This is a genomic window from Streptomyces sp. NPDC019890, from assembly GCF_044903445.1.
GTDB lineage: Bacteria > Actinomycetota > Actinomycetes > Streptomycetales > Streptomycetaceae > Streptomyces.
The window spans coordinates 239,114-264,979 of sequence record NZ_JBJDQK010000001.1 but is presented as its reverse complement, the minus strand read 5'-3'; the positions used below and the strand labels follow the sequence as shown (position 1 = coordinate 264,979).

The 25,866-nt window shown below is 70.3% G+C and carries 17 protein-coding genes and 3 pseudogenes; 11 read left to right on the top strand and 9 right to left on the bottom strand.

The features are described 5' to 3' along the window. Nucleotides 1–45 precede the first annotated feature (45 nt). From ACI2LP_RS01105 to ACI2LP_RS01095, 3 genes are all read left to right on the top strand, one after another. Nucleotides 46–993: a beta-ketoacyl-ACP synthase III gene (locus ACI2LP_RS01105; protein ID WP_404722427.1), complete on the top strand. Its 948-nt coding sequence runs from the start codon at nt 46–48 to the stop codon at nt 991–993. A gap of 89 nt (nt 994–1,082) precedes the next feature. Continuing rightward, nucleotides 1,083–1,559, top strand: coding sequence for an NUDIX domain-containing protein (locus tag ACI2LP_RS01100; RefSeq protein WP_404722426.1), 477 nt, complete (start codon nt 1,083–1,085; stop codon nt 1,557–1,559). A gap of 92 nt (nt 1,560–1,651) precedes the next feature. Continuing rightward, nucleotides 1,652–2,326 carry a GntR family transcriptional regulator gene (locus ACI2LP_RS01095; RefSeq protein WP_404723029.1) on the top strand — a complete coding sequence of 225 codons (675 nt, stop codon included), beginning with the start codon at nt 1,652–1,654 and terminating at the stop codon, nt 2,324–2,326. A gap of 23 nt (nt 2,327–2,349) precedes the next feature. On the opposite strand, the gene ACI2LP_RS01090 is transcribed toward ACI2LP_RS01095, so the two are convergent. Next, a complete protein-coding gene (locus tag ACI2LP_RS01090; protein ID WP_404722425.1) occupies nt 2,350–5,118 on the bottom strand; it encodes a LuxR C-terminal-related transcriptional regulator in 2,769 nt (922 codons plus the stop codon). Nucleotides 5,119–5,200: 82 nt separating this feature from the next. Beyond that, nucleotides 5,201–5,749, bottom strand: a complete 549-nt coding sequence (locus ACI2LP_RS01085) for a TetR/AcrR family transcriptional regulator (protein ID WP_404722424.1) — start codon at nt 5,747–5,749, stop codon at nt 5,201–5,203. Between the two features lie 177 nt (nt 5,750–5,926). On the opposite strand from ACI2LP_RS01085, the gene ACI2LP_RS01080 reads away from it, so the two are divergent. From ACI2LP_RS01080 to ACI2LP_RS01055, 6 genes and pseudogenes are all read left to right on the top strand, one after another. After that, on the top strand, nt 5,927–8,638 hold the full coding sequence (locus tag ACI2LP_RS01080; protein ID WP_404722423.1) for a molybdopterin-dependent oxidoreductase: 2,712 nt from the start codon (nt 5,927–5,929) through the stop codon (nt 8,636–8,638). Then, a complete protein-coding gene (locus ACI2LP_RS01075; RefSeq protein ID WP_404722422.1) occupies nt 8,635–9,597 on the top strand; it encodes an FAD binding domain-containing protein in 963 nt (320 codons plus the stop codon). Before ACI2LP_RS01080 ends, ACI2LP_RS01075 begins: the two co-directional genes overlap by 4 nt. A gap of 145 nt (nt 9,598–9,742) precedes the next feature. Further along, nucleotides 9,743–10,923 (top strand): annotated as a pseudogene (locus ACI2LP_RS01070) (ROK family protein). Between the two features lie 109 nt (nt 10,924–11,032). Then, a pseudogene (locus ACI2LP_RS01065) lies at nt 11,033–11,137 on the top strand (sugar phosphate isomerase/epimerase); the annotation flags it as partial. Between the two features lie 238 nt (nt 11,138–11,375). Continuing rightward, complete coding sequence (locus tag ACI2LP_RS01060) at nt 11,376–12,014, top strand: HAD family acid phosphatase (RefSeq protein WP_404722421.1); 639 nt, start codon at nt 11,376–11,378, stop codon at nt 12,012–12,014. Nucleotides 12,015–12,332: 318 nt separating this feature from the next. Continuing rightward, nucleotides 12,333–13,904: pseudogene (locus ACI2LP_RS01055) on the top strand (aldehyde dehydrogenase family protein). Here the strand turns inward: ACI2LP_RS01055 and ACI2LP_RS01050 are convergent. The 6 genes from ACI2LP_RS01050 to ACI2LP_RS01025 all read right to left on the bottom strand — a co-directional run bounded on the left by ACI2LP_RS01050 (nt 13,894) and on the right by ACI2LP_RS01025 (nt 22,899). Beyond that, complete coding sequence (locus tag ACI2LP_RS01050) at nt 13,894–15,360, bottom strand: metallophosphoesterase (protein ID WP_404722420.1); 1,467 nt, start codon at nt 15,358–15,360, stop codon at nt 13,894–13,896. The pseudogene ACI2LP_RS01055 and the gene ACI2LP_RS01050 sit on opposite strands and share 11 nt — an antisense overlap. After that, nucleotides 15,357–16,433, bottom strand: a complete 1,077-nt coding sequence (locus ACI2LP_RS01045) for an endo-1,3-alpha-glucanase family glycosylhydrolase (RefSeq protein WP_404722419.1) — start codon at nt 16,431–16,433, stop codon at nt 15,357–15,359. The genes ACI2LP_RS01050 and ACI2LP_RS01045 overlap by 4 nt, the downstream gene beginning before the upstream one ends. A 26-nt stretch (nt 16,434–16,459) precedes the next feature. Further along, nucleotides 16,460–17,440, bottom strand: coding sequence for a hypothetical protein (locus tag ACI2LP_RS01040; RefSeq protein ID WP_404722418.1), 981 nt, complete (start codon nt 17,438–17,440; stop codon nt 16,460–16,462). Between the two features lie 97 nt (nt 17,441–17,537). After that, nucleotides 17,538–18,761: an alkaline phosphatase family protein gene (locus tag ACI2LP_RS01035; protein WP_404722417.1), complete on the bottom strand. Its 1,224-nt coding sequence runs from the start codon at nt 18,759–18,761 to the stop codon at nt 17,538–17,540. Next, nucleotides 18,758–20,335 (bottom strand): ArnT family glycosyltransferase, encoded by a 1,578-nt coding sequence (locus ACI2LP_RS01030; protein WP_404722416.1) that lies wholly within the window; start codon nt 20,333–20,335, stop codon nt 18,758–18,760. Before ACI2LP_RS01030 ends, ACI2LP_RS01035 begins: the two co-directional genes overlap by 4 nt. 110 nt (nt 20,336–20,445) lie before the next feature. Then, nucleotides 20,446–22,899, bottom strand: coding sequence for a glycosyltransferase (locus ACI2LP_RS01025; protein WP_404722415.1), 2,454 nt, complete (start codon nt 22,897–22,899; stop codon nt 20,446–20,448). A 426-nt stretch (nt 22,900–23,325) separates the two neighbouring features. Here ACI2LP_RS01025 and ACI2LP_RS01020 point away from each other — a divergent pair, with 426 nt between their 5' ends. Beyond that, nucleotides 23,326–23,673 (top strand): ANTAR domain-containing response regulator, encoded by a 348-nt coding sequence (locus ACI2LP_RS01020; RefSeq protein WP_404722414.1) that lies wholly within the window; start codon nt 23,326–23,328, stop codon nt 23,671–23,673. A gap of 10 nt (nt 23,674–23,683) precedes the next feature. On the opposite strand, the gene ACI2LP_RS01015 is transcribed toward ACI2LP_RS01020, so the two are convergent. Next, nucleotides 23,684–24,982, bottom strand: a complete 1,299-nt coding sequence (locus tag ACI2LP_RS01015; protein WP_404722413.1) for a DUF2254 domain-containing protein — start codon at nt 24,980–24,982, stop codon at nt 23,684–23,686. A 711-nt stretch (nt 24,983–25,693) separates the two neighbouring features. Here ACI2LP_RS01015 and ACI2LP_RS01010 point away from each other — a divergent pair. Beyond that, nucleotides 25,694–25,861 (top strand): hypothetical protein, encoded by a 168-nt coding sequence (locus tag ACI2LP_RS01010; protein WP_404722412.1) that lies wholly within the window; start codon nt 25,694–25,696, stop codon nt 25,859–25,861. Nucleotides 25,862–25,866: the final 5 nt, after the last annotated feature.

The window sequence follows — 25,866 nt, the reverse complement described above, 5'->3', positions numbered from 1 at the left end:
AGCCAAGACTGGGTGATTCCTGTATCCGGACGAGGGGGACCACATATGACCGGCTCACGCGTCGTCGCGCTCGGCCATTACCAGCCCGCCAAGGTGCTTACCAATGAAGACCTGGCGGCCATGGTCGACACGAGCGACGAGTGGATCCGCAGCCGCGTCGGGATCGAGACCCGGCATGTGGCGGGACCCGATGAGCCGGTCGACGAACTGGCCGCGCACGCCGGCGCGAAGGCGCTGGCCGCCGCCGGTCTCGTGCCCGCCGACATCGATCTCGTCCTGGTCGCCACCTCCACCGCGATCGACCGTTCGCCGAACACGGCGGCCCGCGTCGCGGCCCGGCTCGGCATGGGCTCGCCCGCCGTCATGGACCTCAATGTCGTCTGCGCCGGGTTCACGCACGCGCTCGCCACGGCCGACCACGCCGTACGGGCCGGATCAGCGACCCGCGCGCTGGTCATCGGGGCCGACAAGATGGCCGACGTCACCGACTGGAGCGACCGTACGACCTGTGTGCTCGTGGGCGACGGCGCAGGCGCCGCGGTCGTCGAGGCGACCGCCCCGGGCGCCGAGCCCGGGATCGGCCCCGTCCTGTGGGGCTCGGTCCCGGAGATGGGTCATGCGGTACGGATCGAGGGGACCCCACCCCGCTTCGCGCAGGAGGGCCAGTCCGTCTACCGCTGGGCCACCACCCAGCTCCCGCCCATCGCCCGCAAGGTCTGTGAGCGCGCCGGAGTCACGCCCGAGGAGCTGGCCGCGGTCGTCCTGCACCAGGCGAATCTGCGGATCATCGAGCCGGTCGCCCAGAAGATCGGCGCGGTGAACGCCGTGATCGCCCGCGATGTGGTCCAGTCCGGCAACACCTCGGCCGCCTCGATCCCGATGGCGCTCTCCAAGCTGGTCGAGCGCGGCGAGATCGAGTCGGGCGACCCGGTACTGCTCTTCGGCTTCGGCGGCAATCTCTCGTACGCGGGTCAGGTCATCCGCTGCCCCTGAGTGCTCAGGGACCGGTCCGGCAGCGGTGAGCTCACCGACTGCTGTCAAACGCGCGCGGAGTGTCGCCGGACCGGGGCAGACTGAACGGCATGGCGGTGAAGCGAAGCGCGGGCCTGCTGCTGTTCCGCAGGCGGAGTACGGATACCGAGGTTCTCATCGGGCATATGGGAGGGCCTTTCTGGGAGGCCCGCGATGTCGGGGCCTGGTCCGTGCCGAAGGGTGAGTACACCCCGGAGGAGGAGCCGATGGCGGCCGCCCGACGGGAGTTCGAGGAAGAGCTGGGCCTCGCGCCGCCCGAGGGTGAATGGCTGCCGCTCGGCGAAGCGCGGCAGCCGGGCGGCAAGATCGTCACCGTCTGGGCGCTGGAGGGCGACCTCGACACGGACCTCGTGGTGCCGGGCACCTTCACCATGGAGTGGCCCATGCGCTCGGGCCGGATGCAGGAGTTCCCCGAGATCGACCGTGCCGAATGGACCGGCATGGACGAGGCGCGTCAGAAGCTGGTGCCGGGTCAGCGCGCCTTCCTCGACCGGCTGGAGGAACTGCTCGACACCGGCCGGAGATGACGCGGATCCCGGTCGGCGGGGATTGCGCTCGGTAGACTGTAGACGATAGCCAATTACCCGCTCGCCGTTGCCGGCCCGGGAGGGGGACCGTGATGTTGTCAGCAGGACTGCCGCAGGGAACCGTGCCCAGGCTGGAACGCCCCGGTCCGCTGCGTGAGCGGGTCTACGAAGCACTGCTCGAGCTGATCACCACGCGTACGCTGCGCCCGGGCCAGCACCTGGTCGAGAGCGAACTCGCAGGCCAGCTGGGCGTGTCCCGCCAGCCCGTACGCGAGGCGCTGCAGCGGCTCAACACCGAGGGCTGGGTCGATCTGCGCCCGGCGCAGGGCGCGTTCGTCCATGAGCCGATCGAGGCGGAGGCGGACCAGCTGCTGTCGGTCCGTACGCTCCTGGAGGCGGAGGCCGCCCGGCTGGCCGCCGCGAACTCCGGCTCCGCGGGCATCGCCGCGCTCGAAGAGCTCTGCGCACAGGGCGAACAGGCCGTCGCCGCAGACGATGTGGACCTGGCCGTGGCCGCCAGCGCGGCCTTTCACGCCAAGGTGATGGAACTCGCGGGAAATCCCGTGCTGGCCGGGCTGGCGGCGCAGGTGGACCGCCGGGTGCGCTGGTACTACACACCTGTCGCACGGCAGCGCGGCCGCCAGTCGTGGATCGAGCACAGGGCGCTGATCGCTGCGATCTCGGACCGTGACGAGCAGCGCGCGACGGAGGTCATGCGGGCGCACACGGAGCACACGCGCAACACCTACCACCAACGCGAGCAGTAGGACGGGCCGCTCGCGCCCTCGGCTCAGCCGGGTGATCCGCTCGTGGTGAACTCGGCCCGAGCACCGGGGCGTTCACCTCGGAGAACCCGCAACAGGTCGGCGCGGTGGCCGGTGGCGTCCTGTATGGCGGGGCGAGGCGCGGGTCCCTGCTGTGGTTCGGACCGTTCCAGGACGTCGGCGAGCTGGCGGCGTGTGGTGACGCCGAGTTTGGCGTAGGCGTGCTGGAGGTGGTTGTTGACGGTGCGCACCGACAGGTGCAGGGCGTCGGCGATGTCCTTGCTGCGGGTGCCGGTGGCGGCCAGCAGGGCGACTTCGCGCTCTCGGTCGGTGAGCCGGGCGGTGGGGGCGGCGGCAGTCAGCAGTGCGGTGCGGGCTTCCTCGCAGCGGCCGGCGATGGCGGCGGCCAGGCCGGTGGCGGCGGTGGCGCGGCGGGCCTGACCGGCCCGTTGCCATGCGGCGGCGGCTGCGGTCGCGGCTTCGGCGGCCAGCAGGTCGGCGCCGGCCTGCTCGAATGCGATGGCGACGGCGAGGAGTTGGTCGGGTGCGTCGGCGGCCAGGGCGGCGGCCAGGCGGGCGCCGGTGCCGGTGAGCACGCCGTCGCTCTGGCGGGCGAGTTCGGCAAGCCGCCCGGCCACCTTCTTGGCGCCGCCGAGGCGGGCGATGTCGGTGAGCAGCTGGGCCTCAGGAGTTATCAGGCCGGCGGTGCGGGCGCACCGGGCCGCGTCGGCGAGGACCGTACGGGCCTGGGCGAGGTGGCCCCGGGCGGCATGCAGCCAGGCTCGTCCCAGATACTCCTCGGCCGCGAAGACGTCCGGCCACAGGTACTTCCGGGCTTCGGCGCAGGCCAGTTCGGCTGCATCGAGGTCGCCGAGTACCGCTGCGCAGGCGGCCAGACCGCTCAGTGCCGGGCCCAGCGGCCTGATGTGGTGGGATGCGCGAGCCAGCGCGGCGGCCTCGGCGTACCAGCGGCGGGCACTTGCCGGGTGCCCGGCCAGCCACTCGGTGCGGCCCAGACTGCAGGCCAGCCAGATCTGAGGTACGGGAGTTGAGATGACCCGGGCGAGCTCGGCGTAGCCGCGCCGGCCCACCTCGCGGGCTTCGGCCAGCCGTCCATGGCTGCTCAGAGCGTGGTTCACCGAGATCAGCTGGACTGCCGGGTGGGGATAGAGGGTGTGGTGGTCGACTGTGAGGTGGGCGGCGTAGGCGCGTTCGGCCCAGGCCACTGCGTCGCCGGTGCGGCCGACCAGTTCCAGCCCGAGTGGCTTCATCAAGGCGCCGGTGAGCCAGGCCACCGGGTCGGGAGCGTGGTGGATGTCTTCTTCCATGTCCTCCAGCAGGGCCAGGCCACGTACCGCCTCGCCCGAGGCGATCCGCATGGACCCCTCGCAGTACTGCAGCATCCGCACGGCGTCAGCATTCGTGGCCCGAGCGCGGGCGGCGTCGTTGACGGCCAGCGCCTCGTCCGCCTCCGCGGCCCCCCAGAACAGATTGAAGGTGCGCGCCATCGTGACCGCCAGCCTGTCCCTCTCGCTCTCGGCACCCGCGACGGCCGCGGCCAGCACTGTCTCGGCCCGCTGCGGTTCGCCCAGCTCGAACAGTGCCTCGCCCAGCATCAGGCGGGTGGCGGTGGTGTGGTGCTCTTCGGGCAGAGCCTGCAGCAGCGCACGGGTCTGCCCGTAGTCGTGGGCGTACCGGGCCAGCGCCGCCGCCTCGGTCAGCGCCGCAGGATCAGCCGTGCCGGTCGCCGTAAGCCGCCAGGACGCGACGTGCAGCGCGTCGGCGCGACGTCTCATGCCTCGTGCCTCGACCCTTCGAGCTTGGCGCAACAGCAGCGCCCGTCGACGCGTCACCGGGAGGCCGGCTCGCAGCACTTCTCCGTACAACGGGTGCGCCAGCGCCACCGATGTGCGCCGTCCGTCCTGTCCCACCCGCACCAACCCGGCGTACTCCAGCCCGGTCACCGCCTCAGGTGACGCGACCTGCTCCGCGTCGGTCAGGGACAGCGGTTCGCACAGCGCCAGCAACTCCAGTACCGGACGAGCCCCGGCCCCGGCCGCGGCCAGCCGCGCACTGATCAGCTCCACGAGCCGGCTCGTCCCGCGAACCGGACCAGTCGCCAACTCCCAGATCTCTCCGTCGCTTACCAGGGCCCCCCGGTCCAGCGCACCGGTCACCAGCTCCCGCAGGTACAGCACATTGCCACGGCTTGCCGCATACAGCTCCCGCAGCGTCCTTTGCGCCACCGGCCCGCCCAGCACCGCCTGCAACAGCTCCTCGACGTCGCCACGGTCCAGCTCCGCCAGATCCACCCGCCACACTGCGTCGCCGCGGCACAGTGCCTCGACCGCATCCCCCACCGGCGCACCGGAGCAGATCGTCCCGAGCAGTCGCACCACACCCGCATCCATCAACTGCCGCAGGAGTACCGCCGAGACGGCATCCAGCAGGTGTACGTCATCAATGAGCAGAATCAGCTCACGCCCGTCCCGACCGGCCAACTGCCGTGCCACTGCGGCGAAGCCCGTCACCGGATCGGACAAATCCGCCCCCGCCGGCACCAGATGAGCGATCGCACCCAACGGAACCATCCCTGCCGCCGCGGTTGCGGTCGCCCGCGCAACCCGGAGCCCCTTGCCCGCCGCCCGCGCCAGGCACTCCTCGACCAGCCGCGACTTGCCCACGCCCGCCGGCCCGGACACGACGAATCCCTGGCACCGTCGATTCGCCAGCCCTTGGGTGAACAGCCCCAACTGCTCGCCCCGGCCAACGAACACATCCGCAAAACCAGGCACGGTCACAGCACCTCTCAAGGTCCGCAGCGCTCTGCGGCGGCATGGGCCGGCGCATCAGGTGTGAGCGGCCCGGGCGATGCGTTCATGGGGTGTCTCTCTCGGTGAGTCCGACGATGAGGGCTTCGGTGGCGGGGCGCAGCAGCGCGGCACCGTCCGGCGTCAATTCCAGGCCCAGAACAAGGGCGATGGCGATGTCAGCGGCCTGCGTCGGCGTCACTGTCGTGGTGCCGGCCGTGGCGAAGGCTTCGGTGAGCAGGTCGTGCAGGTCCTTGGTGAACTGCTGAACGGTCGGCCCGCAGAGCCGGTCAGTGGTGTCGATCAGCTCCGAGGCGTGCGGGGAGTCCTCGACGACTTTCTGGAAGAGGTCGAGCTTGGCGCCGAGGATCCCGCGGATGCGTTCGTGGGCCGTGCCCTCGGCGACCGCGGCCCGTTCGGCCTGGGCCAACGCCTGCCCGTGCAGGCGTTCGGCGAGCCGCAGGAAGGCGTCGTCCTTGTTGCGTACGTACTGGTAGACGGCGGCGCGGGACATGCCCGCCGCCCGGGCGATGTCTTCCATGGTGGTGCGGCGCACGCCGTGCTTGGTGAAGGTCACGTACGCCGCGTCGAGCACCTGATCGAGTCGGGAGTTCATGGCTCGCCCTCGACTTGTCATGCTGACACTCTATGCGTGAAACGTCAGATTGTGCAACGGGGACCACCCGTCTTGTGCGTGGCGTGCCGGGAACCGTCTGTGGCAGCAAACTGACACTCAAGAACACATGGCACTTGAAGCTGATGCGGGTGCCCGGGTGCCGTGCCGGAACCGGAAATGAGCAGTTTTTGCTCATCCCGTTGCGCTCGTGAGCCACCAGGGTTGTCTCGACTGCAGCAAGCGGGCCGCGCGGCAGCGACAAGCGGCAGGTACCGGGCTTCTCTCCTCTTCCAAGGACTTTCGCAAATGGATGTAACGGTCAACGGATCTGCGCGTCAGGTCGGGAGTGAACCAGACGCCACCGCGGTCCAGCTCTTGCGCGACACGTTGGGCCTGACCGGGACGAAACTGGTCTGCGGGGCGGGTGTGTGCGGGGCGTGCACGGTCCACGTCGACGGTGTCCCGAAGGTCGCCTGCCTGACTCCGGCGGCAGTCCTGGAGGGCAAGGCCGTCACCACCGTGGAGGGTCTGCAGGGCAAGCACCCGGTGCAACGGGCCTTCGCGGCGCATGACGCGCTGCAGTGCGGCTACTGCACGCCCGGGTTCGTCATGGAAGCCTCGAGTTTCGTGGACCGCTGGCGGGCCGTGCACGGCGACACCGCTCCGTCGCGGACTGAGATCGCCGATGCTCTGGCGGGACACCTGTGTCGCTGCGGTGCGTACGAGGGGATTTACGCGGCTGTCGCTGCGGCGTGCACGGGCGCACACGACACGGATGACGCTCCGCCGCCCCGCGTGGAAGCGATGGAGAAGATCACCGGCCAGGCCCTGTACACGACGGACGTCCAGCCGGACGGCCTCCTCGACGGGGTCATCATCCGCTCCCGGCACGCGCATGCCCGCGTCAGGTCGGTGACCGGCGGAGACCGGCTCGTCGACCTGCTGCCCGCCGACCGCACGGTCCGATACGTCGGCCAGCCGATCGCCGCTGTCGCCGCCGGGACGCTCGCCGAGGCCCACGCCGCCGCCGAGCGGGTCCAGGTGGAGTACGAGGTCCTGCCCGCCACCGTCGACCTGGCCCGGGCCGAGCGCCCGGACAGTCTCGTCGTCTATCCCACCAAGGAGGAACGGAAGCAGGCCCCCACCTCTGCCGAGGGGCTGATGACACCGGCCAAGTGGGACGGGAACGTACGCGGCCCGGTGCGGATGAACTGGCGTGGCTCGCTCGCCCTGAAGCGGATCGAGCAGGCCCGCGCGCGCGGCGAGGACCGGCGTCTGGTCGAGGCCACCTTCACGACCGAACCACAGGTCCACACACCGCTGGAGCCGCACGCGTGCCTGGCGTCGTGGGACCGCGCCGGCGACCTTCATCTCTGGGTATCCACCCAGGCTGTCGCCGAGGTTGCCGAGCGCGCCGCCGAGCGATTCGGTCTGCGACCCGGGCAGGTGCATGCCTACGCAGTCCACGTCGGCGGCGGATTCGGTTCGAAACTCACCTTGACCAGCGACATCGTCGCCGCGGCGAAACTGGCCCGGCTGCACACGGCCCCGGTGCGGGTCGTGCTGAGCCGGGCCGAGGAACTCACCGACGGCGGCCACCGGCCCGGCACCCGGGCCGACATCGCCATGCTCACCGACGACGACGGGAATCTTGCCGCGCTCACCCTCGATGTGCACGGAGACGGCGGCACGTCCGTCGGCTCGGGCGTGGCCGCGCTGGCGCGGTTCATCTACGGGAACGCCCCGCGGCGGCTACGGGACTTCGACATCGTCACCCACCGGCCTCCTGCCGCCCCCTTCCGCGGACCCGGCGGGCCGCCCCTGGCCTGGGCACTGGAGCAAGCCGTCGACGAAACGGCCCACCGCCGGGGGGAAGACCCCATCGCGCTGCGCCGCCGCTGGGACGGCAACGCCAAGCGGCGAGCTCTGTACGACGTGGCAGCGACTCTGCCGTTGTGGACGCAGCGGCCCGCCGTCGGCTCCCGGACCGGCCGCTTCCGGCGCGGCGTCGGCGTCGCCGCCGCCAACTGGATGTACTTCCTCGACCCGGCTACGCAGGTCGAACTCACCGTCGAAGAGGGCATCGTGGTGGCCCGCACGGCCACCCAGGACATGGGCCAGGGCGCCCGGTCCGTCATCGCCGACGTGATCGCCGCCGAACTGGGGCTGCGTCCGGATCGGGTACGCGTCGACATCGGCCGTACCGGAACCGTCCACGGACCCACCTCGGGCGGCAGCCGGACCACCCCGTCGATCGCGCCCGCCGCCCGCGATGCCGCCGTGCGCCTGCGCTCCGCGCTGGCCGCCAAGGCGGCGCAGGGCACCGGCGGCTCCGTTGAACAGCTTCTCGCGGAGGGCGAGGGCCTGCGGGTGGTCGGCAAGCGCCGACGGGACCGCCGTGGCTACGCCACTCCCGTACGGGTCGGTGGCGTGATCATCGGCAGGGGCTTCACCGGCGCCGTTCATGTCACCGAGGTCGAGGTCGACACCCGCCTTGGCCACACGCGCGTCACGCGCGTCTGGGGCGGGATCGCCGCCGGTCGCATCTACTCGCCGGCTGCTGCCCTCAACCAGTGCCAGGGGGGCGTCATCCAGGGCATCGGCTACGCCCTGTACGAGGAGCGCATCACCGACCCGCTGACCGGTGTCGTACTGACCGACAACCTCGAGGACTACCGCATCCCCGGGATCGGCGACATTCCCGAGATCGACATCCACTTCCACGAGGAGGGTTTCGATCACGTCGACGGCGGCGGCGTCGGCCTGGGAGAGGTATGCACGATGCCGGTGGCCGCGTCCATCGGCAACGCCGTCCACGCCGCCACCGGCTGGCGCCCCCATCACCTGCCGATCCGCCCGGACCGCCTGCTGGAAGGACTGCGCCCGTGAACCAGCCCCGCACCCTCGACGAGGCCGCGGCCGCCGTTCTCGACAACGGCGCGGAACTGCGGGCCGGCGGCACGGACACCACCGCCCGCCGACGCGGCGGAGTCACTCGCAGCGCCTCCGTCCAGATTCCCCTGCTTCCCGCCCTGCACGGCATCACCCGACAAGCCGACGGGACCACGCGGATAGGAGCGTTGACCGGTGTGGCCGAGATCTCCGCCGCCCCCGGACTGCAGGCGGACTACCCGGCCCTCACCAAGACGGCGGGCGCCCTGGCCACGCCGCAGATCCGTACCGCCGGCACACTGGGCGGCAACCTTCTCCAGCACAACCGCTGCTGGTATTACCGCAATCCCCACTTCAGTTGCTACCGCGACGGAGGCGAGGGCTGTCCCGCACGCACCGGGATCCACCTGCACGCGGCGGTGATCGACCAAGGGCCCTGCATCGCTCCAAACCCTTCATCGATCGCGATCGCCCTGCTCAGCTATGACGCCCGGATCGACGTACATGAACTCGGGACCCTGAGCGTCGCCGACCTGTACGGCGACGGATCCGACCCAACTCGCGACCATCTGCTCGCCCCTGAGCAGATCCTCACCGCCGTCACTCTGCCGGCTCCGCTCCCCGGTGAACGGGCCGCCTACAACCGGGCCATCAGCCGCGCCAAGGCGGAATGGCCGCTGGTCGAGGCTGTGGCTCGGGTGACCGTCTCCGACGACGTCGTCACCGCGGTCGCGGTCGCTGCAGGCGGCATCGCCCACACGCCCCTGCGGCTGCCGGAAGTCGAGGACGCCCTGCTCGGGCGTGAGCCGACCCCTGAGAACCTGCTCACCGCCGCGACCGCGACCGCGGCCACTGAACGCTGCTCGCCCCTGCCGCAGACCCGCTACAAGGTGGAGCTGCTCCGCGACACCGTGCTCGACGTGCTCGAAAAGGCGGTCGGGGCCGAGACCACCTGACAACTGCTCAGATCTTTGTCCCGGTTGTGGAGAAAGTTGTGCCGGAACTCCGCGCAAGTTTTTCCCAGTTGGGGAAAGCGCTGCTTCGTTCCCCTCCAAACCCCGACGGAATGCCCCGAGAGGCGGGGAGGGGCACGTGAGACGCATGACCGCTCGACCCGCGAACGCCCATCAGGCGCGACTGCTCAGACTGTTGCGTGACGGTGGGCCCAACTCCCGTGCTCAGCTGGGCGATCAGGTGGACCTGTCGCGTTCCAAGCTCGCCGTGGAGGTCGACCGGCTCCTTGAGACGGGTCTCGTGGTGGCGGACGGCCTTGCCGCCTCGCGCGGCGGACGCCGTTCCCACAACATCCGGCTCGCCCCCGCCCTGCGCTTCCTCGGCGTCGACATCGGCGCCACCTCGGTCGATGTCGCCGTCACCAACGCCGAGCTGGAGGTGCTCGGCCATCTCAACCACCCCATGGACTACGCGAGGGCCCGGTCGCCGTCTTCGAGCAGGTGCTCTCGATGGCGGCCAAGCTCAGGGCCTCCGGACTCGCCGAAGGCTTTGACGGAGCGGGCATCGGCGTCCCCGGCCCGGTCCGCTTCCCCGAGGGCGTGCCGGTCGCGCCGCCGATCATGCCCGGCTGGGAGGGCTTCCCGGTGCGCGAGGCGCGCAGCCAGGAACTGGGCTGCCCCGTCATGGTCGACAACGACGTGAACCTGATGGCGATGGGCGAGCAGCACGCGGGCGTCGCACGCTCCGTGGGCGACTTCTTGTGCGTCAAGATCGGTACGGGCATCGGCTGCGGCATCGTGGTCGGCGGCGAGGTCTACCGCGGCACGACCGGCAGCGCCGACGACATCGGCCATATCCAGGTCGAACCGGAGGGGCGCGCCTGCGCCTGCGGCAACAAGGGCTGCCTGGAGGCCCACTTCAGCGGAGCCGCGCTCGCCCGCGACGCCGAGGAGGCGGCCCGCACGGGCCGGTCGGACGAGCTCGCCGCCCGGCTCGAGAGCGCGGGACGGCTCACCGCCGCCGATGTCGCGGCCGCCGCTGCCGCCGGGGACGCCACCTCGCTCGACCTCATCCGCGACGGCGGCTACCGCGTCGGCCAGGTCATCGCCGGACTCGTCAGCTTCTTCAACCCCGGACTCGTGGTGATCGGCGGCGGGGTGACCGGCCTCGGCCACACGCTGCTGGCGAGCGTACGCACCCAGGTCTACCGCCAGTCGCTGCCACTGGCGACCGGCAATCTCCCCATCGTGCTCGGCGAGTTGGGGGCCGCCGCCGGAGTGATCGGCGCGGCCCGGCTCATCAGCGACCATCTGTTCTCCCCGGCCTGATCGACCATGCCGGCACGTACGACCCGCAGGACCCGCTCGTACGACCCGCAGGACCCGCACGTACACCTGGAAACGCCCTGCCCGCTCACCGGCCGCACCCGCACGAGGGGTCCGCCTCTACGACGTCCTGCTCGCCGAGACCGATCCCGAGCTGGTCCATCTGGAGATGGACATCTACTGGGCACACGTGGGCCAGTTTTCGCTGCGCGAGAGGGATTGCTGGTCAGCACGGCCTCGGCCCGCCGTAGTCCGCCCGTACACCGCCCGTTGACCGCCCGTCGGCGCACGTCGCCGACGGGCGTCTCGCGTGCTCGGGGCCGATCTTGCTACCGATCAGTAGAGGGAACGTTGCCTTCCGTACATCATGAGCCGCGAGCATGCCAAGACCCTTTCCGTCCGTTCGGGACCGAAAGGCTGCCCTGAGCTGTTCCGAAACCCAGGAGAACCCCCCCATGCATGTACGCAATTGGCGAATCCGGTCGGTGGCAACCGTCGCCGCGCTGGCTTTCACCATGGCCACACCCGTGGCATCGGCCGCGTCACATCAGACGGCACAAACGGCACAGTCGACCCGTGCCACCGCGCAGGTTCTGGATGTCGACTACGGGACGTGGCAGCGTGATGTGGCGGCCGTCGCCGCCGTTGCCCACCCTTACATCGAGCAGCGCACCTCGAACGCCTCCGGCCAGAAGCTGGCGATCGTCCTGGACATCGACAACACCTCGCTCGAGACGGATTTCCACGGCTTCTGGAAGTACCCGACCCCCGCGGTCAAGCCGGTCCTCGACCTCGCCCGCTTCGCGGACTCCCGCGGCGTCGAGGTCTTCTTCGTCACCGCACGTCCGGGCATCATCTACTCGCTCACCGCGTACAACCTGAAGAAGGTCGGATACCCGGTCTCCGGTCTGTACGTCCGGGATCTGCCCGACCTGTTCGACGAGGTCAGCGAGTACAAGACCGGCAAGCGCACGGAGATCGAGGCGAACGGCTACACCATCATCGCCAACATCGGCAACAAGTCCAGTGACCTGGTGGGCGGTCACGCCGAGCGGACGTTCAAGCTGCCCGACTACGACGGCCAGTTGTCCTGACTCAGGGTGGCCGCGGCGAACCGGATTCCCGGCCGCCGCGGCCCGCCCCTGGCTGTGCTCGATTCGGCCGAGGCCGGTCGAGGTCCCTGCCTCGGGACATCGCTGCCGAGCCCGGTCGCATGGGAATCGTCTCCACGTCGGGCATGCTCATCTATCAACTGATGTACGAGCTGCGGGAGATAGGTTTCTCGTCCGCGTGACACCGAGGAGCGCGCCGCGGCGTACATCGCCGACCACATCAGCAAGCCGAGTGCGTGCCACCCACTCACGGCCCACCGTCCGGCCACTCCCGCCCTCTTCCGAGCGGAGACCACCCTCATGGCACCCACCCTCACCGCAGCCACTGTCAACGCAGCGACTCTCACGCTCAAGCCGGGCACGGCCTGGTCCGACGCCTGGCAGCGCGTTCTCGCCGTAGCACCCGAGGCCTTCCGGGACGACCGCGTACTGAACCTCTGGTCGGCGAGTTGGCAGGCCGACGGCAGCGCCCTGCCCGCCAGCAGCCCGGTCGACGGAAGCCCGATCGCGGGCCCGCCGCGGCTGGACGCCGCCACCGCCAAGCAGGCGGTACGCGCCTCGCTCGACCAGCACCGCGCCTGGCGGCATGTGCCCATCGAGGAGCGCCGGGCCCGCGTCGCCGCCGCCCTCGACGCGCTGACCGAACACCGTGAACTGCTCGCCCTGTTGCTGGTCTGGGAGATCGGCAAACCGTGGCGGCTCGCCCAGGCCGACGTCGACCGCGCGATCGACGGAGTGCGCTGGTACGTCGACGGAATCGAGCCGATGCTGGCCGGGCGCACCGCGCTGACCGGCCCGGTCTCCAACATCGCCAGCTGGAACTACCCGATGTCCGTCCTCGTCCACGCCATGCTTGTGCAGGCGCTGGCGGGCAATGCGGTCATCGCCAAGACCCCGACCGACGGCGGCGTTGCCTGCCTCACCCTCGCGAGCGCACTCGCCGCCCGCGAAGGCATCCCCATCACCCTGGTCAGCGGCAGCGGCGGCCAGCTCTCCGAAGCGCTCGTCCGCTCCCCGGAGATCGGCTGCGTCTCCTTCGTGGGCGGCCGCGACACCGGGGCCCGTATCGCCACCGCGGTCGCCGACCTCGGCAAGCGGCACATCCTGGAGTAGGAGGGCCTGAACACCTGGGGCATCTGGAACTACAGCGACTGGGACGCGCTGACCGCCGTGATCCCCAAGCTCTTCGACTACGGCAAACAGAGGTGTACCGCGTACCCGCGTTTCGTGGTCCAGCGCGAACTGTTCGCCGACTTCCTCGCGGCCTATCTCCCCGCCGTACGCTCCATCCGCACCGGCCACCCGCTGGCGGTCGAGAACCCGTCCGACCCGCTGCCGGCCCTGGACTTCGGCCCACTGATCAACGCGGCGAAGGCCAAGGAGCTGGGCGACCAGGTCGCCGAGGCGATCGACCGGGGGGCCGTGCCGCTGCACCGGGGCACACTGGCCGACGGCCCGTTCCTGGCGGGCCAGGACACGTCGGCGTATCTGCCGCCGGTGACCCTGCTGGGCCCGCCGCCCTCCTCGCCACTGCACCACGCGGAGCCGTTCGGCCCGGTCGACACGATCGTCCTGGTCGACACGGAGGCGGAGCTGCTCGCCGCGATGAACGCCTCCAACGGCGCGCTGGTCGCCACCCTTTCGACCGACGATCAGGAGACGTACGAACGGCTTGCCCCGCAGATCCGTGCCTTCAAGAGGGGCCACGGAAAGCCCCGTTCCCGGGGCGACCGCGACGAACTCTTCGGCGGCTTCGGGGCGTCCTGGCGGGGCGCCTTCGTCGGCGGGAAGCTCCTCGTGCACGCCGTCACCCAAGGCCCGGGGGGCGAACGCCTCCCGGGCAACTTCCCTGACTACCGGCTCATCCCGTGACCGCATAGGTCTGTACGTCGAAGGTCTGCCCGAGCGAGTTGGTGGGCGTCACCGTTACCGAGGTGCCGTCCACCCGCACCTTCAGGAAGTGGTAGACCTTCGCATCGTCCGTCGGGACCGGGGCCGCGCCACAGGCCGAGCCTCGGTCCTGGCTGTACGACCACCCCAGGGCGTACGCATCGGTGGCCGCACACCCCTTGGTGCCGACGGAGTTGACATCGGCACCACCGCCGCCCGTCACATACGAGACAAGGCCGCCGGGCCCCGCCGTATTGCGCTGGTAGATGTGCGAGTGGCCGTTGAAGACCAGATCCACGCCGCTCTGTACGAGCAGGTTCTCCACGCCGGTGAGGTAGGAGTCACTCGGCTCGCTCGCGCTGTCCGAGTGCAGCGGGAAGTGGAAGAACGCGAACTTCGGCCCGGTGGGATGCGCCGCGAGATCGGCGGCCAGCCACTGGTACTCGGCCGAGCCGGGCTGCCAGTGCGCCAGCGCGTCCAGCTGGTAGATCTTGCAGTGCGAGCCGCAGGACCCGCCGGTCGCGCTTCCCGTATTGCTGTTCCCCCACGCGGTGTCCAGTACGTAGAAACGGACCCCGCCCGTGGTGAAGGCGTAGTACGTCGTCGGATAGCTGATCGGGGCGGAGCCCAGATACGAGGGATAGCTCACCAGGTCGAAGACTCCGCCCGACGCAGCGGTCGTCGCCGGCTCCTTCCACACCGAGGTGAAGGTGCTGGTCATGGAGTGGTTGCCGACGGTCGCGAAGAGCGGCAGCGTCATCCCGGTCCTGGCCCAGTAGGAAGGCCCGAACCACGAGCTGACATCCGGCCCGGTGTGGAAGAGGTCGCCGTACTGCGTCTGTGATGTGCCCGGGTGGGTGATGTCGCCGGTCTGCATCACGAACCGCGCCCCGGCGGCCCCCACCAGCGCGTGCACCTGTGCCTGATGCACATTGACCGAGCCGTCGTTGACGCCGCTGTTGGTGGTCTCTCCGGTGTCGCCCAGTACGGCGAAGGTGAACGGCGCGGCGCTGTCCGCCGCATCGAGGGTGGTGAAGGACGGGGTGGCGAGTGTGCCCAGCAGATCGACGGGGCCGGCACCGCCCGTGTAGACGCGGTAGCAGTAGCCGCTGCCCGCCGAGAGCCCGGTCAGCGCGACCGTATTGCTGTACTGGCGCTGCGTTTCCACGGTGATCGGGCTGCCGAGCGTGGCGGAGGTGGCGGTCTGCGAGGCGCAGTCGCCGAGCGGGCCGTACCGTACGACGCCCCGGCTCTGGGTGGTCGTCGCCCAGCTCACCTGCACGGACGTGGTGGTGACGTCCGTGAGATAGGGGGCGCGGGTCAACTGGGGGTTGGCGCCCGGCAGATCTGCGTGCGCGGGTCTCGCGATGAACAGCGCCGTACTCGCCCCCAGGGCGAGGGCGAGTACGGCGCGGATGGCTGTGGTCGCTCTGTTCATGAGTGTCTCCTTCTCCTCAGTCGTGCCAGTACGCTCACCGAGCCGACGAGTACCGCGACGCACCCCGCGAGGCGCAGGGCATTGGGCCGGTAGTCGGGGCCTTGCGGGCCCGGCGGTCCGCCGGCCGGCTCCGAGACGGACACGGGCGGCTGTCCCTGCGGGCCGCGCAGTTCGCGTACGGCGTCGAGATAGCGTGCGCCGTGGCCGACGGACGGCTCGATGTGCGAGTTCTCGCTGAATTCGTTCCAGCTGATGAGCCCGAGGGCATCCGGTGCGGACGCGGCGGCCGTCGCGTACTCGGTACGCAGCGTGCGCCCGTCACGGCGCGGCACCTGTTTCGTACCGCCGACCATGCGGGCGTCGAAGCCGGGCGCGAAGGGAGCCAGCCAGTAGCCGTTCTCCCGGTGGACTGCCTCGCCCATCTCCTTGAGCTTGGTGGCGTACTGGGTGTTCGTCTCGGGGTTCACCGAGGACCAGTAGTAGGCGTCCCCGTCGGTGACGGCGGCCAGCCGGCGGTAACCGTCCGTGCTCTTCTCGGTGTTGAGTACGAGTAGCGTGTCCCGTACCGGCGCCGTGACCTGCTCGACCTCGTTCTTGGCGTACTCCCATGTCCCGCTGAACACCGTGAGCGGCTTGCCGTCGAGACGGAAGAAGGCGGGGTCGGCGGCGTAGCGGTCTCGCAGCAGCACGAAGTCCGCCGCGACCCGGGTGACGGGCAGTGGCCGCCTGTTGAAGTCGAGCCCCTGATAGATGACGGCGACCTTGAAGTCCTGCTCCCGGGCGAGGGACAGCAGCAGGGCGAGCCGCCGGTTGTTCACCGGGCTGCTCTTCCAGCTGACGACGAACCCGTCGATACCGGCCGAGCGCGCCCACCGGATGTGGGTCGCGACGACCTCGGCATCATCGCTCGAGTAGCGGCCGAGGCGCGGGTAGTCGGTCTTCGCACGCTGCCAGGAGTGGGCCTCGAACCACTGGTAGTAGTACGCGAGTACGGGCACGCGGGCCGCCGGGACCGGGGCCGGGGCCGTGGTCGTGGTCGGGGCGAGCGCCGTCCCCAGGACCAGCAGACTCATCACGGCCAGGCACCACGCGACACGTCTCATTCCGCATGCCCGTCTCTGCGGGGCAGCAGCCTGCCGGCCAGCAGCAGCGCCGCAGCCATCAGCAGCGCTCCGCCGCCGGCCGTCGCCAGGTCGAGGCGGCTCACCACGCGTAGCTCCACCTTCTGTGAACGGGACAGCCGCACCTGCTGTGTGGCGGCCTGACCGCTCGCCCCCAAGACGCCCACCTGGTACTGCCCGCGTGGCAGTCTGCCGATCGTGGCCGTGTGATCCGCGCCGAACGGCACCGTCCGCACCGACCCGTCGGGCAGCGTCACCTTGGCGGCTCTACCCGCCGGCCCGGCGAAGACCGCGTCGCGCGCGGTGACCGTCAGGTCGTGGAACGGCGTTGTCACGACGACCTCGGCGTTCCTCGCGGGTGTGAACCGCTGCCGCCCCGCGTCGATGGCGTTCGTCCCGGCGGACATCGCCGTCTGTACGGAGTACGTCAGCTGACGCGTGGTCAATTGGCTTCTCCGGTACACGACGAGGAGTCCGGCCAGCCACACGGGTCGCCCGACGGGCACCCCCTGCAGATGGCCCGTGTCACTGCGTACGGTCATCGACGTGATGCGCCCACCGTCGACCGGCCGCCCCTGCTGGTCCACGCATCGAAGCACGACCTGGAACCCGGCGGTGAAGGCGGCCGTCACGGTGTAGTCGGCCCTCAGCGGCAGCCCGCCGACGACGGGGCGGTACGCCTGATCAGGATCCCGCTGTCCAGCCCAGCGCTGGAACCGGTAACGCGCGCTGCGGCTGGTGAGGGAGGTGCTGCTGAGTTCCAGCCGGTGAGGCTCGAAGTCATGCGCCCCGGTGTACGACGTGACGCCGCGGGCATTTGTGGTCAACACCCGACCGTCGAACACAAACCGCACTCCGGCAAGGACGGGCGTGGTCCGCAGAGTCACGGTCACACTCCGCCGGGGAGCGGCGTACGTGGGGGTGGCGGCCACCCCGACGCCCATGGCGAGCGCGGCCATGAAGGCCACCACGATCCGAACCGCGAGGGCGCTCCGCGCAGAGCGCGCAGTTCCGGGAAGGCGCGGGGTGGGGGACATCCACCGCCGTCGCGCACCGCTAGGCAGCTCCATCCCGCCGCCCCCGCCACCCCGCCGCGCCCAGTGTCACGGCCGCCACTCCCACCGCACCCCCGTACACCCCGTACACCAGGGCGTTGTCGACGGGGCGGGCCACCGGCGGCTCGGTCGTGGACCCGTCCGGGATCAGCTCCGCACGCCGCGGCGGCGACGCAAAGTCGAAGGCGGTGCCCAGGCTGTTAGCCGACGCGACGCGCCCCCCGAGCGGCCGCAGCCGCCAGTTCTCCTCCACGAACTGCAGCGCACTCGCCGCATCCCGCGCCGTATGGTCCACCTTGCCCCGCGCCGCATACGGGCTGACCAGCACCGCCGGGACCCGGAATCCGTTTCCCGCGGGCGGCTTCACATGGTCGTACCAGCCTCCCGACCCGTCGTACGACCACAGCAGCGCCGACGACCCCCAGTAGCGGCTCAGCATCAACTGTGTCGCCAGTGACCGCACCAGTTTCTGCCCGGCCGGCACAGACCGTGCCGACCGCTCGCTCGCGCCCGAGCTCGCGACGTACGCGACGGCCGGCAGTGTTCCTCGCTCCAAGTCCCGGTAGTACTCATCGAGGTCGACCACATGCGGATCGTCCGCCGCCAGCGGCACCCGCACGGTCTTGCGCCCCGCCTTGTGGTCCTGCACATAGAACTTCCAGCTCACGCCCGCCTCGTCCAGCCGGTCGAAGACTGTCGGCGCCCCGGCATCGGCCCGCCCCGCCACCCAGAGCGCGCGGTTGGCACGGATCCCGTCCTGCGACGACGCGAAGAAGCGGTCGAACAGCACATAACGGTCGGCGGCGTTCCAGTGCACGGGCAGATCGCGCCGGTCGTAGTACCCCATCGCCGCCGCACCGTCTCGTCCCTGCCTCTCGTACGCCGCGACGAAGCCGTCCATGGCCCCGCCGTTGTACTGCGCGGCAATGACACTGCGCCCGGCGGCGAGCGTCACCGGCGGCTTCCCGTGCAGCGGGAACGGAGCGACGGAGCCGGCCGTCGGCCGCCGCGTATCGCGTGGCATGCGGATCCCGGCCGGGATGCCGTCGGCCCCCGGATAGGTACCGAAGTAGTGGTCGAAGGTCCGGTCGCCCTGCATCAGATAGACGAAGTGCCTGATCGGCGTGCGCGGTGCGGGCCCGTCCGCTGCCGCTGCCCATGCCGGAGCTGAGACCGGCACAAGCACCACCATCAGCACGACCAGCACCCTCCACAGCACCCTCATGACGCCCCCCTCACCTGGAACACGACCACCAGCGCCCGGCCTTCGCCGTCCCGCGCCGTGAAGACCTCCCGCCCGTGATACCGCTCCACCAGCGTCGTCGCCTTCCTCGTGAAGAAGGGCGTGCGCCGCGCCGTGTACGCGTCCCACACCACGTACTGGAACCTGCCGTCCCGCATCGCCCGGTCCGGATTCGGCACTGCCCGGTAACTCGGATTGCGACGGTGCGGATCGGAGCTGACCGACAGCGCGGAGACCGGCCGGCGCCCGTAGAACTGCACCACGTTCGCCATCGACGGCCCGATCGCCAGCAACCGGGCCCCTTGCGGTGCATGACCGCGCACCCACTGGCCCGCCTCCCGCCCCCCGGGCAGTCCGCCGGACCCGGCGAGGAAGCGCGTCCCGGTGGGCGGCGCGGTCTTGGCCCAAGCAGGTGCGGCCAGCGAGCCGGCCACCGTGCACGCGACGAGGACGGCCAGCGAGCGCCGCGCCCGCCCCCGTGCGTCGAGGTGGAGCGCGGCCAGCGTGCGCCCGGCGAGGACCGCGAAGACCGGCGCGGCGGGCAGCAGATACTGGAAGCCCTTGACCGGCCACACCGTGAAGAACAGCAGCGGTACGGCGATCCAGCACAGCAGCAGCCGCTCCCGCCAGGTGTTCTCGCGTCGCAGCCACACCAGCCCGCCGAACCCAGCAACCAGCACCAACACCCCGACTGCGGACGGCACTTCGACGGCATAGAACGTGAGTGGATGATTGGCCGGCCGGAACATCTGCCACAACAGATAGCTGCCACTCGCGCTCCGGTGCCCGGCCAGCTGCTGCGACAGCGGATGCGCGAGCACCACCGCGCCGAAAGCGGCGAGCGCAGGCAGCAGATACCCCGCCCGCATCCGTACGGCCGGGGTCAGCGCGAAGAAGGCGTACAGCGAACCGAGCAGTACGGCCGAGGTCTCCTTGGCCAGCACCGCAAGTCCCAATGCCCCGCCAGCTGCCAAGAGGTGGCCGGCCGACCGGCCACCTCCTCCCGACCGCCGCGGCGCGGGCGATTCGGCGTACCGCACCACGCAGTACAGCGTCGCGGTCGTGCCCAGCGTCATCGGCCCGTCGAGCAGAACCTGGCGACTGACGACCACGTGGTACGGCATCACCGCGAGCAGCAGTGCGCCGACGAGGCCTGCCCGGTGTCCGTACAGCCGCCGCCCCAGCACATAGGTGAGTGCGACGGTGACGACGCCGATCGCGGCAGGCACCGCACGCGCCGTCCAGTCGCCCGGATGCACGCGCAGCGCAAGCGAGAGCACCGACTGGAAGAGCACCGGGTGCGCCCGGAACACCGGGAAGAGCGCGCCCAGTTCGCTGTCCCCGGAGAGCGAGGCGGCCGTGCCGGTGTAGACCGCCTCGTCGCTGTTGAGTCCGGTGTCCGTCAGCCGCCAGAAGCGGAGGAACCCCGCCACGAGCAGCACCACCGTCAGCGGCGCAGCCCGCAGCAGGGAACCCTGCATCCCGGCGCCCGCGGTGGCCGGGGTGCGGGGCACCGTACGTCCGCCGTCGGGCGGAGTGACAGTGCCCCTGCTCACGGCGGCCGGACCGCCGGGCGCGGGGCGCGCTCCGTGCCCGGCTCCGTGGCCGGGGGCCTGACCACCATCCGGCCCCGGAGCGGGGCCGTCCTTCCGCACGGACCGCTCCCTCACGCGGCGGACCCGGCGGAGCCTGGCGCCACCCGGATGCCCCACCGCGGCCAGGCCTCGACCGCGGCACGCGGCCCGACGTATCCATGGCGCTCTTCGGCGAGCAGCCGCGGGATCTCGTCCGCCCACCCGAAGCAGTCCGATGCCAGCACCCGCGTCCGCACGCCCGAGAGGAATCCGGCGAGAATCTCCCGTTCGCGCGCCCGCAGCCGGTCGTAGTCCATGCCGTTGATGCGCAGCGCAGGGGCGAGATAGCGGTATGGCGGGAATCCGTAGGCGTCCTCGGTGTTGACCAGCATCTGCTCCAGGGCCGAGGCACCGTCGAGGTCGGCGAGACGTGGCGCGCCGCGCTCGATGATGAACAGGTCCCGCACCTGGGTGGAGCTGCCAAGCCGACAGGGCACCAGCCGGTCGACGCTGTACTTGGGCGGCGGTACCAGGATCTGGGTGAGCGCGTTGATGCCCATGATGGGCAGGTTGAAGCGGCTCAGCATCAGTGCGATGGACCGGCCGCCCTTGGAGTGCAGCCGCGACTGGAAGTTGAGCCGTCGCCACTCCTTGCTCGTCAGGTCCTCCGCCTGGACGGCCCGCAGTGTGTGGGAGCTGATGGTGAGCGGTTTGGGGAAGCACACCGCCGTGCCGCTCGCGTCGACGACCGTCATGTCGTCGGACAGGAACCGCCCGCCGTGCTCGCGCAGCAGGCGAAGGATCGTCGCGGTCTTTCCGGTGTCGGTGAGGGCGGACAGCATCACGCCGTGTCCGTCGAGCTCCACGCACGCCGAATGCAGCAGCATCCGGCCACGCGAGATGAGCACGAACCGCAGCAGCGCCTCGACGATGTTGGTGTAGACGACGTGCGGGGACCGGGCGAGCAGCGGCCCGACCTCGACGGTGACCGGCGGTCCGAGGTGGACCCGGAAGTTGGCGCCCAACCGCCCCAGATGCTCCTCGTACCTGAGCGCCGCGGGAGCGTCGTGTTCAGTGAGCGCGGCCCGGCGGCGCGGGCCGCGCCGCCCCACGTCCCCGACCCGCACCGCGATGTCGACCTCGCCGTCCGGTACCCACTGGGCCCGGAAGAACTCCAGCTCGGGCAGCCGGATCTGGGATCCGATCGTCACCGTCCCCGCCACGTCGTAGCGGTACGGCAGATACACGGGCCGCTTCTTCGCCTGCACGGCGGGAGCGGCGGGCGCAGGATCGACCAGCATCCGCACCGGGTCACGCCGTTCGCGTTCCCCCTCGCCGTAGATCACCCGGTCGCTGACGAAGAAGCGCAGCAGGAAGAGCAGCAAGAGCGTGGCGGCGTTCGCGGTGAGCACCCCGGTGTCCGCCAGCACCAGCCACTGGATGAGCGGCAGCCGGGCCAGCATCAGCGCATTGTTGAGGGCGAAGAACCGCCCGGCCCGGCCTGTCCGGGTGCCCGGCCGCCGTCCGCGGTAGATCAGCCCTTCGGTGAGCAGGAAGTTCCATCCGGTGGAGAACTGGGTGGCGAGCGCGGCGGCGAGGAGGTGATGAACTCCCAGCACTTCGAAGAACCCCCACAGGAAGGCAGTGTTGACTGCCACGCCGGACAGGCCCACGACGCCGAACGCGCCCATGCGTATCCACTGGCGCCCGTCCCGTTCGTGGCGCAGTTGCCCGGCCAGCCGGCCGCGGCGCAGCCTTCCCAGGTGCCGGACGAAGGCCAGCCCTTCCCTCAGGGAAGCCTTCGAGTGGCCGGCCGCACGGGGCGCGAAGGAGTACGCGACCTCCGCGACCCGTGCCGACGGATGTCGTACGAGTATCTCCAGCAGGATTTTGAAGCCGAGAGGACTGAGCCGATTCGTGTCTATCGCGTCCCGGCGGAAGGCGAACAGCCCGCTGAGCGGATCGCTGACGGTGGCCAGCAGCCGCGGAAAGACCGCCTTGACCAACCGAGTTGCTCCGCCGGACGTTGCCACCCGCGCGGCTCCGTCGAGCCCCGCCGCAGCACCCCGGCCGGCGTACCGGGTCCCGACGGCGATGTCGACGCCCTCGCGCATCGCGGTACGGGCCAACAGCGCCGCCGCCTCGGGCGGATGTTGCAGATCGCCGTCCATCACCAGCACCCAGGCCCCGCGGGCCTGGCGCATCCCGGCGACGACGGCGCCCCCGAGACCACCCCCGCGCAGCCCGGGCGGCCGGTGCAGCAGCCGTACCGGAACGGGGCAGTTGGCCGAGAGCGACCGGACCTCTTGCACCGTCCCGTCGTCGCTGTCGTCCACGAAGAGAATCTCGGCGCCGAGCGGCGCGGCGGCCCGCCCGAGCCGATCGAGCAGCAGTGGCACGCTCTCCTGCTCGTTGCGGGTGGGGACGAGGACGGTCAGCCGGGGCGGCGCGAGTGCGTCGGCACCGCCGCCCAATTCGAAGACTTCGTCGACCGCGGAAACTTCAGACCCGTCCGTCTTCGTACGGGCATCAACGATGTGCGCCATGGAATCCCCCCTGAGAAACCGGAATGAGGGGGTGCCCAGCCGCGAGGAAGGACCGACGAGACGGACCAGTGGCGGGCACCTGTAGTGGATGCCCCTGGCGGCGTACGGTCTCGACGCGGCGCGGGGACGTACGTACTCACGTACTGGATCGCGGCTCCATGGTCAGGGGCCCGAACGGAGACATGACGCTAGCAGCGCGGCCGGTGACTTCGCTTTGTGTTCCCGTTGTATCCCACGGTAATTAGCGCGGTGTTTACTTGCGAGGGTTGTGTGTATGCACGGCCGCCTCCAGGTGTCCCACCCGCCCCGCCCGGGCGTATCCACGCGTACGGCAAAAGCATCATCTCGGCCATGGCCGGTTACATCGGGATTAATCTCTTCCGGTCCCCCTCCTGAAGCGTCGCTTCCGCCGCCAGCATGAAGACCATGCCGCCAGACCGCGACGCAGCGTCGTTCGACCCCATGGACCGAGTGGCTGCCCTGCTGGGCGCCGTACGGGCCGTGCTCGCCTCGTTGGAGAGCCTCAGCGGCCAGCTCGAGCAGGAGCTCAGAACTCTGCCCGCCCCCGAAGACGTCCTTGAAGCCCTCCGCACCGAGAACCGCCAGCTCAAGGATGCCCTCGAAGGGCGAGCCCTGATCGAGCGCGCCAAAGGAATGCTGATGACGCGGCATGGCTGCGACGAGGCAACGGCCTTCCAGATGCTGGTCTCGCTCTCCCGCAGCCAGCACCGCAAGGTCCGTGCCGTAGCCGCCGACTTCGCCGGCGCCACCTGAACCGCACGTGCTAGCCGATCCCCTGGCGGTCGGGCAGGAGCGCGAACTCCCGCTCGGCCGCCTCGGGAACGGCCCGCGCCACCGCCTGAACCAGCAGCGCATGATGCCTGAGCAGCGGCTCCTTGCGCTCCTCGGGCACGAGCAGCAGCAGATCGTCGATCCCGGCGATCAGCCGTCGGCTGACCTGCGGATTGCCGGTCGAATGCAGCCGTACCTCGGCGAGTGCGAGGTCGACGAGATCCGTCCACTCCGGCATGTCCTGCACGAGACGCACCGCGCCCTTGCGGTCCCGGTGATGCACGGTCCCCAGCGGCTTCCTCGCCACCACCGACAGAAACTGCACGATGCGGTCCAGACACTGCACGGCGGTCGTCGGATCGTTCACGGCGGGCGACAGTGCCCTCAGCGCGATGTCCGACAACTGGCGCAGCCCGAAACCGAGATCCTGGAGAAAGGTCCGCTCAACCCCCACGGACACGGTGTATCTCAACGCCGACCGCGAAGGCTCGCCGCTCCCGTGCACGGCCAGCATCGGCGTCCCGGGCACGACGAAGTCCCCGATCCGCGGAATGAGCCGCAGCACGACACCCTGCCGCCGGGCGGCCCGCACCAGCCGCGCGACATTCACATCACGCAGCACCCCGGGCCGCCCCCGATACGGAATCCACCGACTCTCCGGCGCGAGCGGCGCGGGCTCCCGCTCCCCGGCCGGCGCTCTCCCCACCACGTGCAGGGCCTCCCGCGCGATGTGGTCGACGACCGGCCCGACCTGCATCAGCCGCAGCATGGAGCTCACATAGATGATGAACAGCACCAGACTCAGCGCGAGCAGCACCATGGTCAGGAGGCTCTGCAGCCACGGCACGGAGGTGACCTGCCGCGGATTGGCCTCGCTCTCGTACGAGGTCAGCACGAGCAGCGAGAACAGGAAGGTCGCCAGGAAGACCGTCAGCGTCGCCTTGCTGATCCGGCTCCGTACGAAGATCCGCACCACGCGGGGAGTGAGCTGCCCGCTCGCCATCTGCACGGCGACCAGCGAGATGCTGAAGACGACACCGATAAAGGTCATCATTGCCGAGCTGATCGTCGTGACGATCGTCTTGGTGTCCTCGACGATCGAGATCAGATCGCTGAGATCGTCGTATGCCTGCTCGTCCTGGAGATACCGGACGATCTTGTTGTCCAGCGAGGAGGCACCCCACCACAGCACGACGGACAGGACCAGTCCTACGGTCGGCGCAAACCAGAAGGTGTCCCGCAGATGCTCGCGCAGCTGCGCGAGCGAAGGGCGATAGCTGCGATCACTCACACAGTCGACCGTAGCGTCACCCTGCGCATATGTATGGATACACGCTGTACGGCCTGGGGTGTGGGCTCGAGCTTGTGGCCGGCAAGCCCTCAGCGGAGCGGTCAGCACCATTTGCTCGGTAAAAGGGCCGCCGACCTTGCACTGGTGCGGCAGCTGACGGGCGACATGGAAGGCGCCTCGCCAAACGGCTTGCTTCCACAGTTCCTTCGTTGTCCACAATCCGTTGGGTGACGCCCTTGTGCGGGTGGGACGATCACGGCCTGGCCACGTCGAAAGGGAGACTGGGAATGGCCATGCACGTGACGACGCTGGGGGACCGCTTCGACACCGCCGACGTGCGCCTTCGTGCGACCGCCCAGACGCCGCTCGCCGCCGCTGATCCCGCCTATCGCGCCACGCTGATTGAGCATCTCGACCGGATTCTCGGTCACCTGCAGGTCGGCCTGAGGGTCAGCGGCGATAGGCCGGGTCGAACCCGGCAGCGTCGGATCCGACCTTCCATCTGGGCAGGGCTCGCGGCGCGCTGCATAGAGCCCAGCGCCTGCTCCCGTCGCCGGACAGGGCAGGGCTCGGTAGGACTACCCGACCCAGCGCTCCGCCGAACTCGCCTGGGGGGCAGGCCGGATCGCACATGCCCTGTCCCAAGGCGCAGCGGATCCGGGCGTCGTCGCCGCTCTCGCCGACGTCCGTGCCTTTCTGGTTACCGAGGACATGCTGGCCATCGCCCTGCATTGCCCGGACATGGAGGGCGCGGGCGTCACCGAGATCGCCCGGTCGCTGCGAGACGGACTCGCCCTCGCGCTGCCCCAGGAGTTCCCCGGACACCATTCAGGCCCCACCAATTCACCTACGCCCCACACGACATTCGAGTACCCGTGAAATGC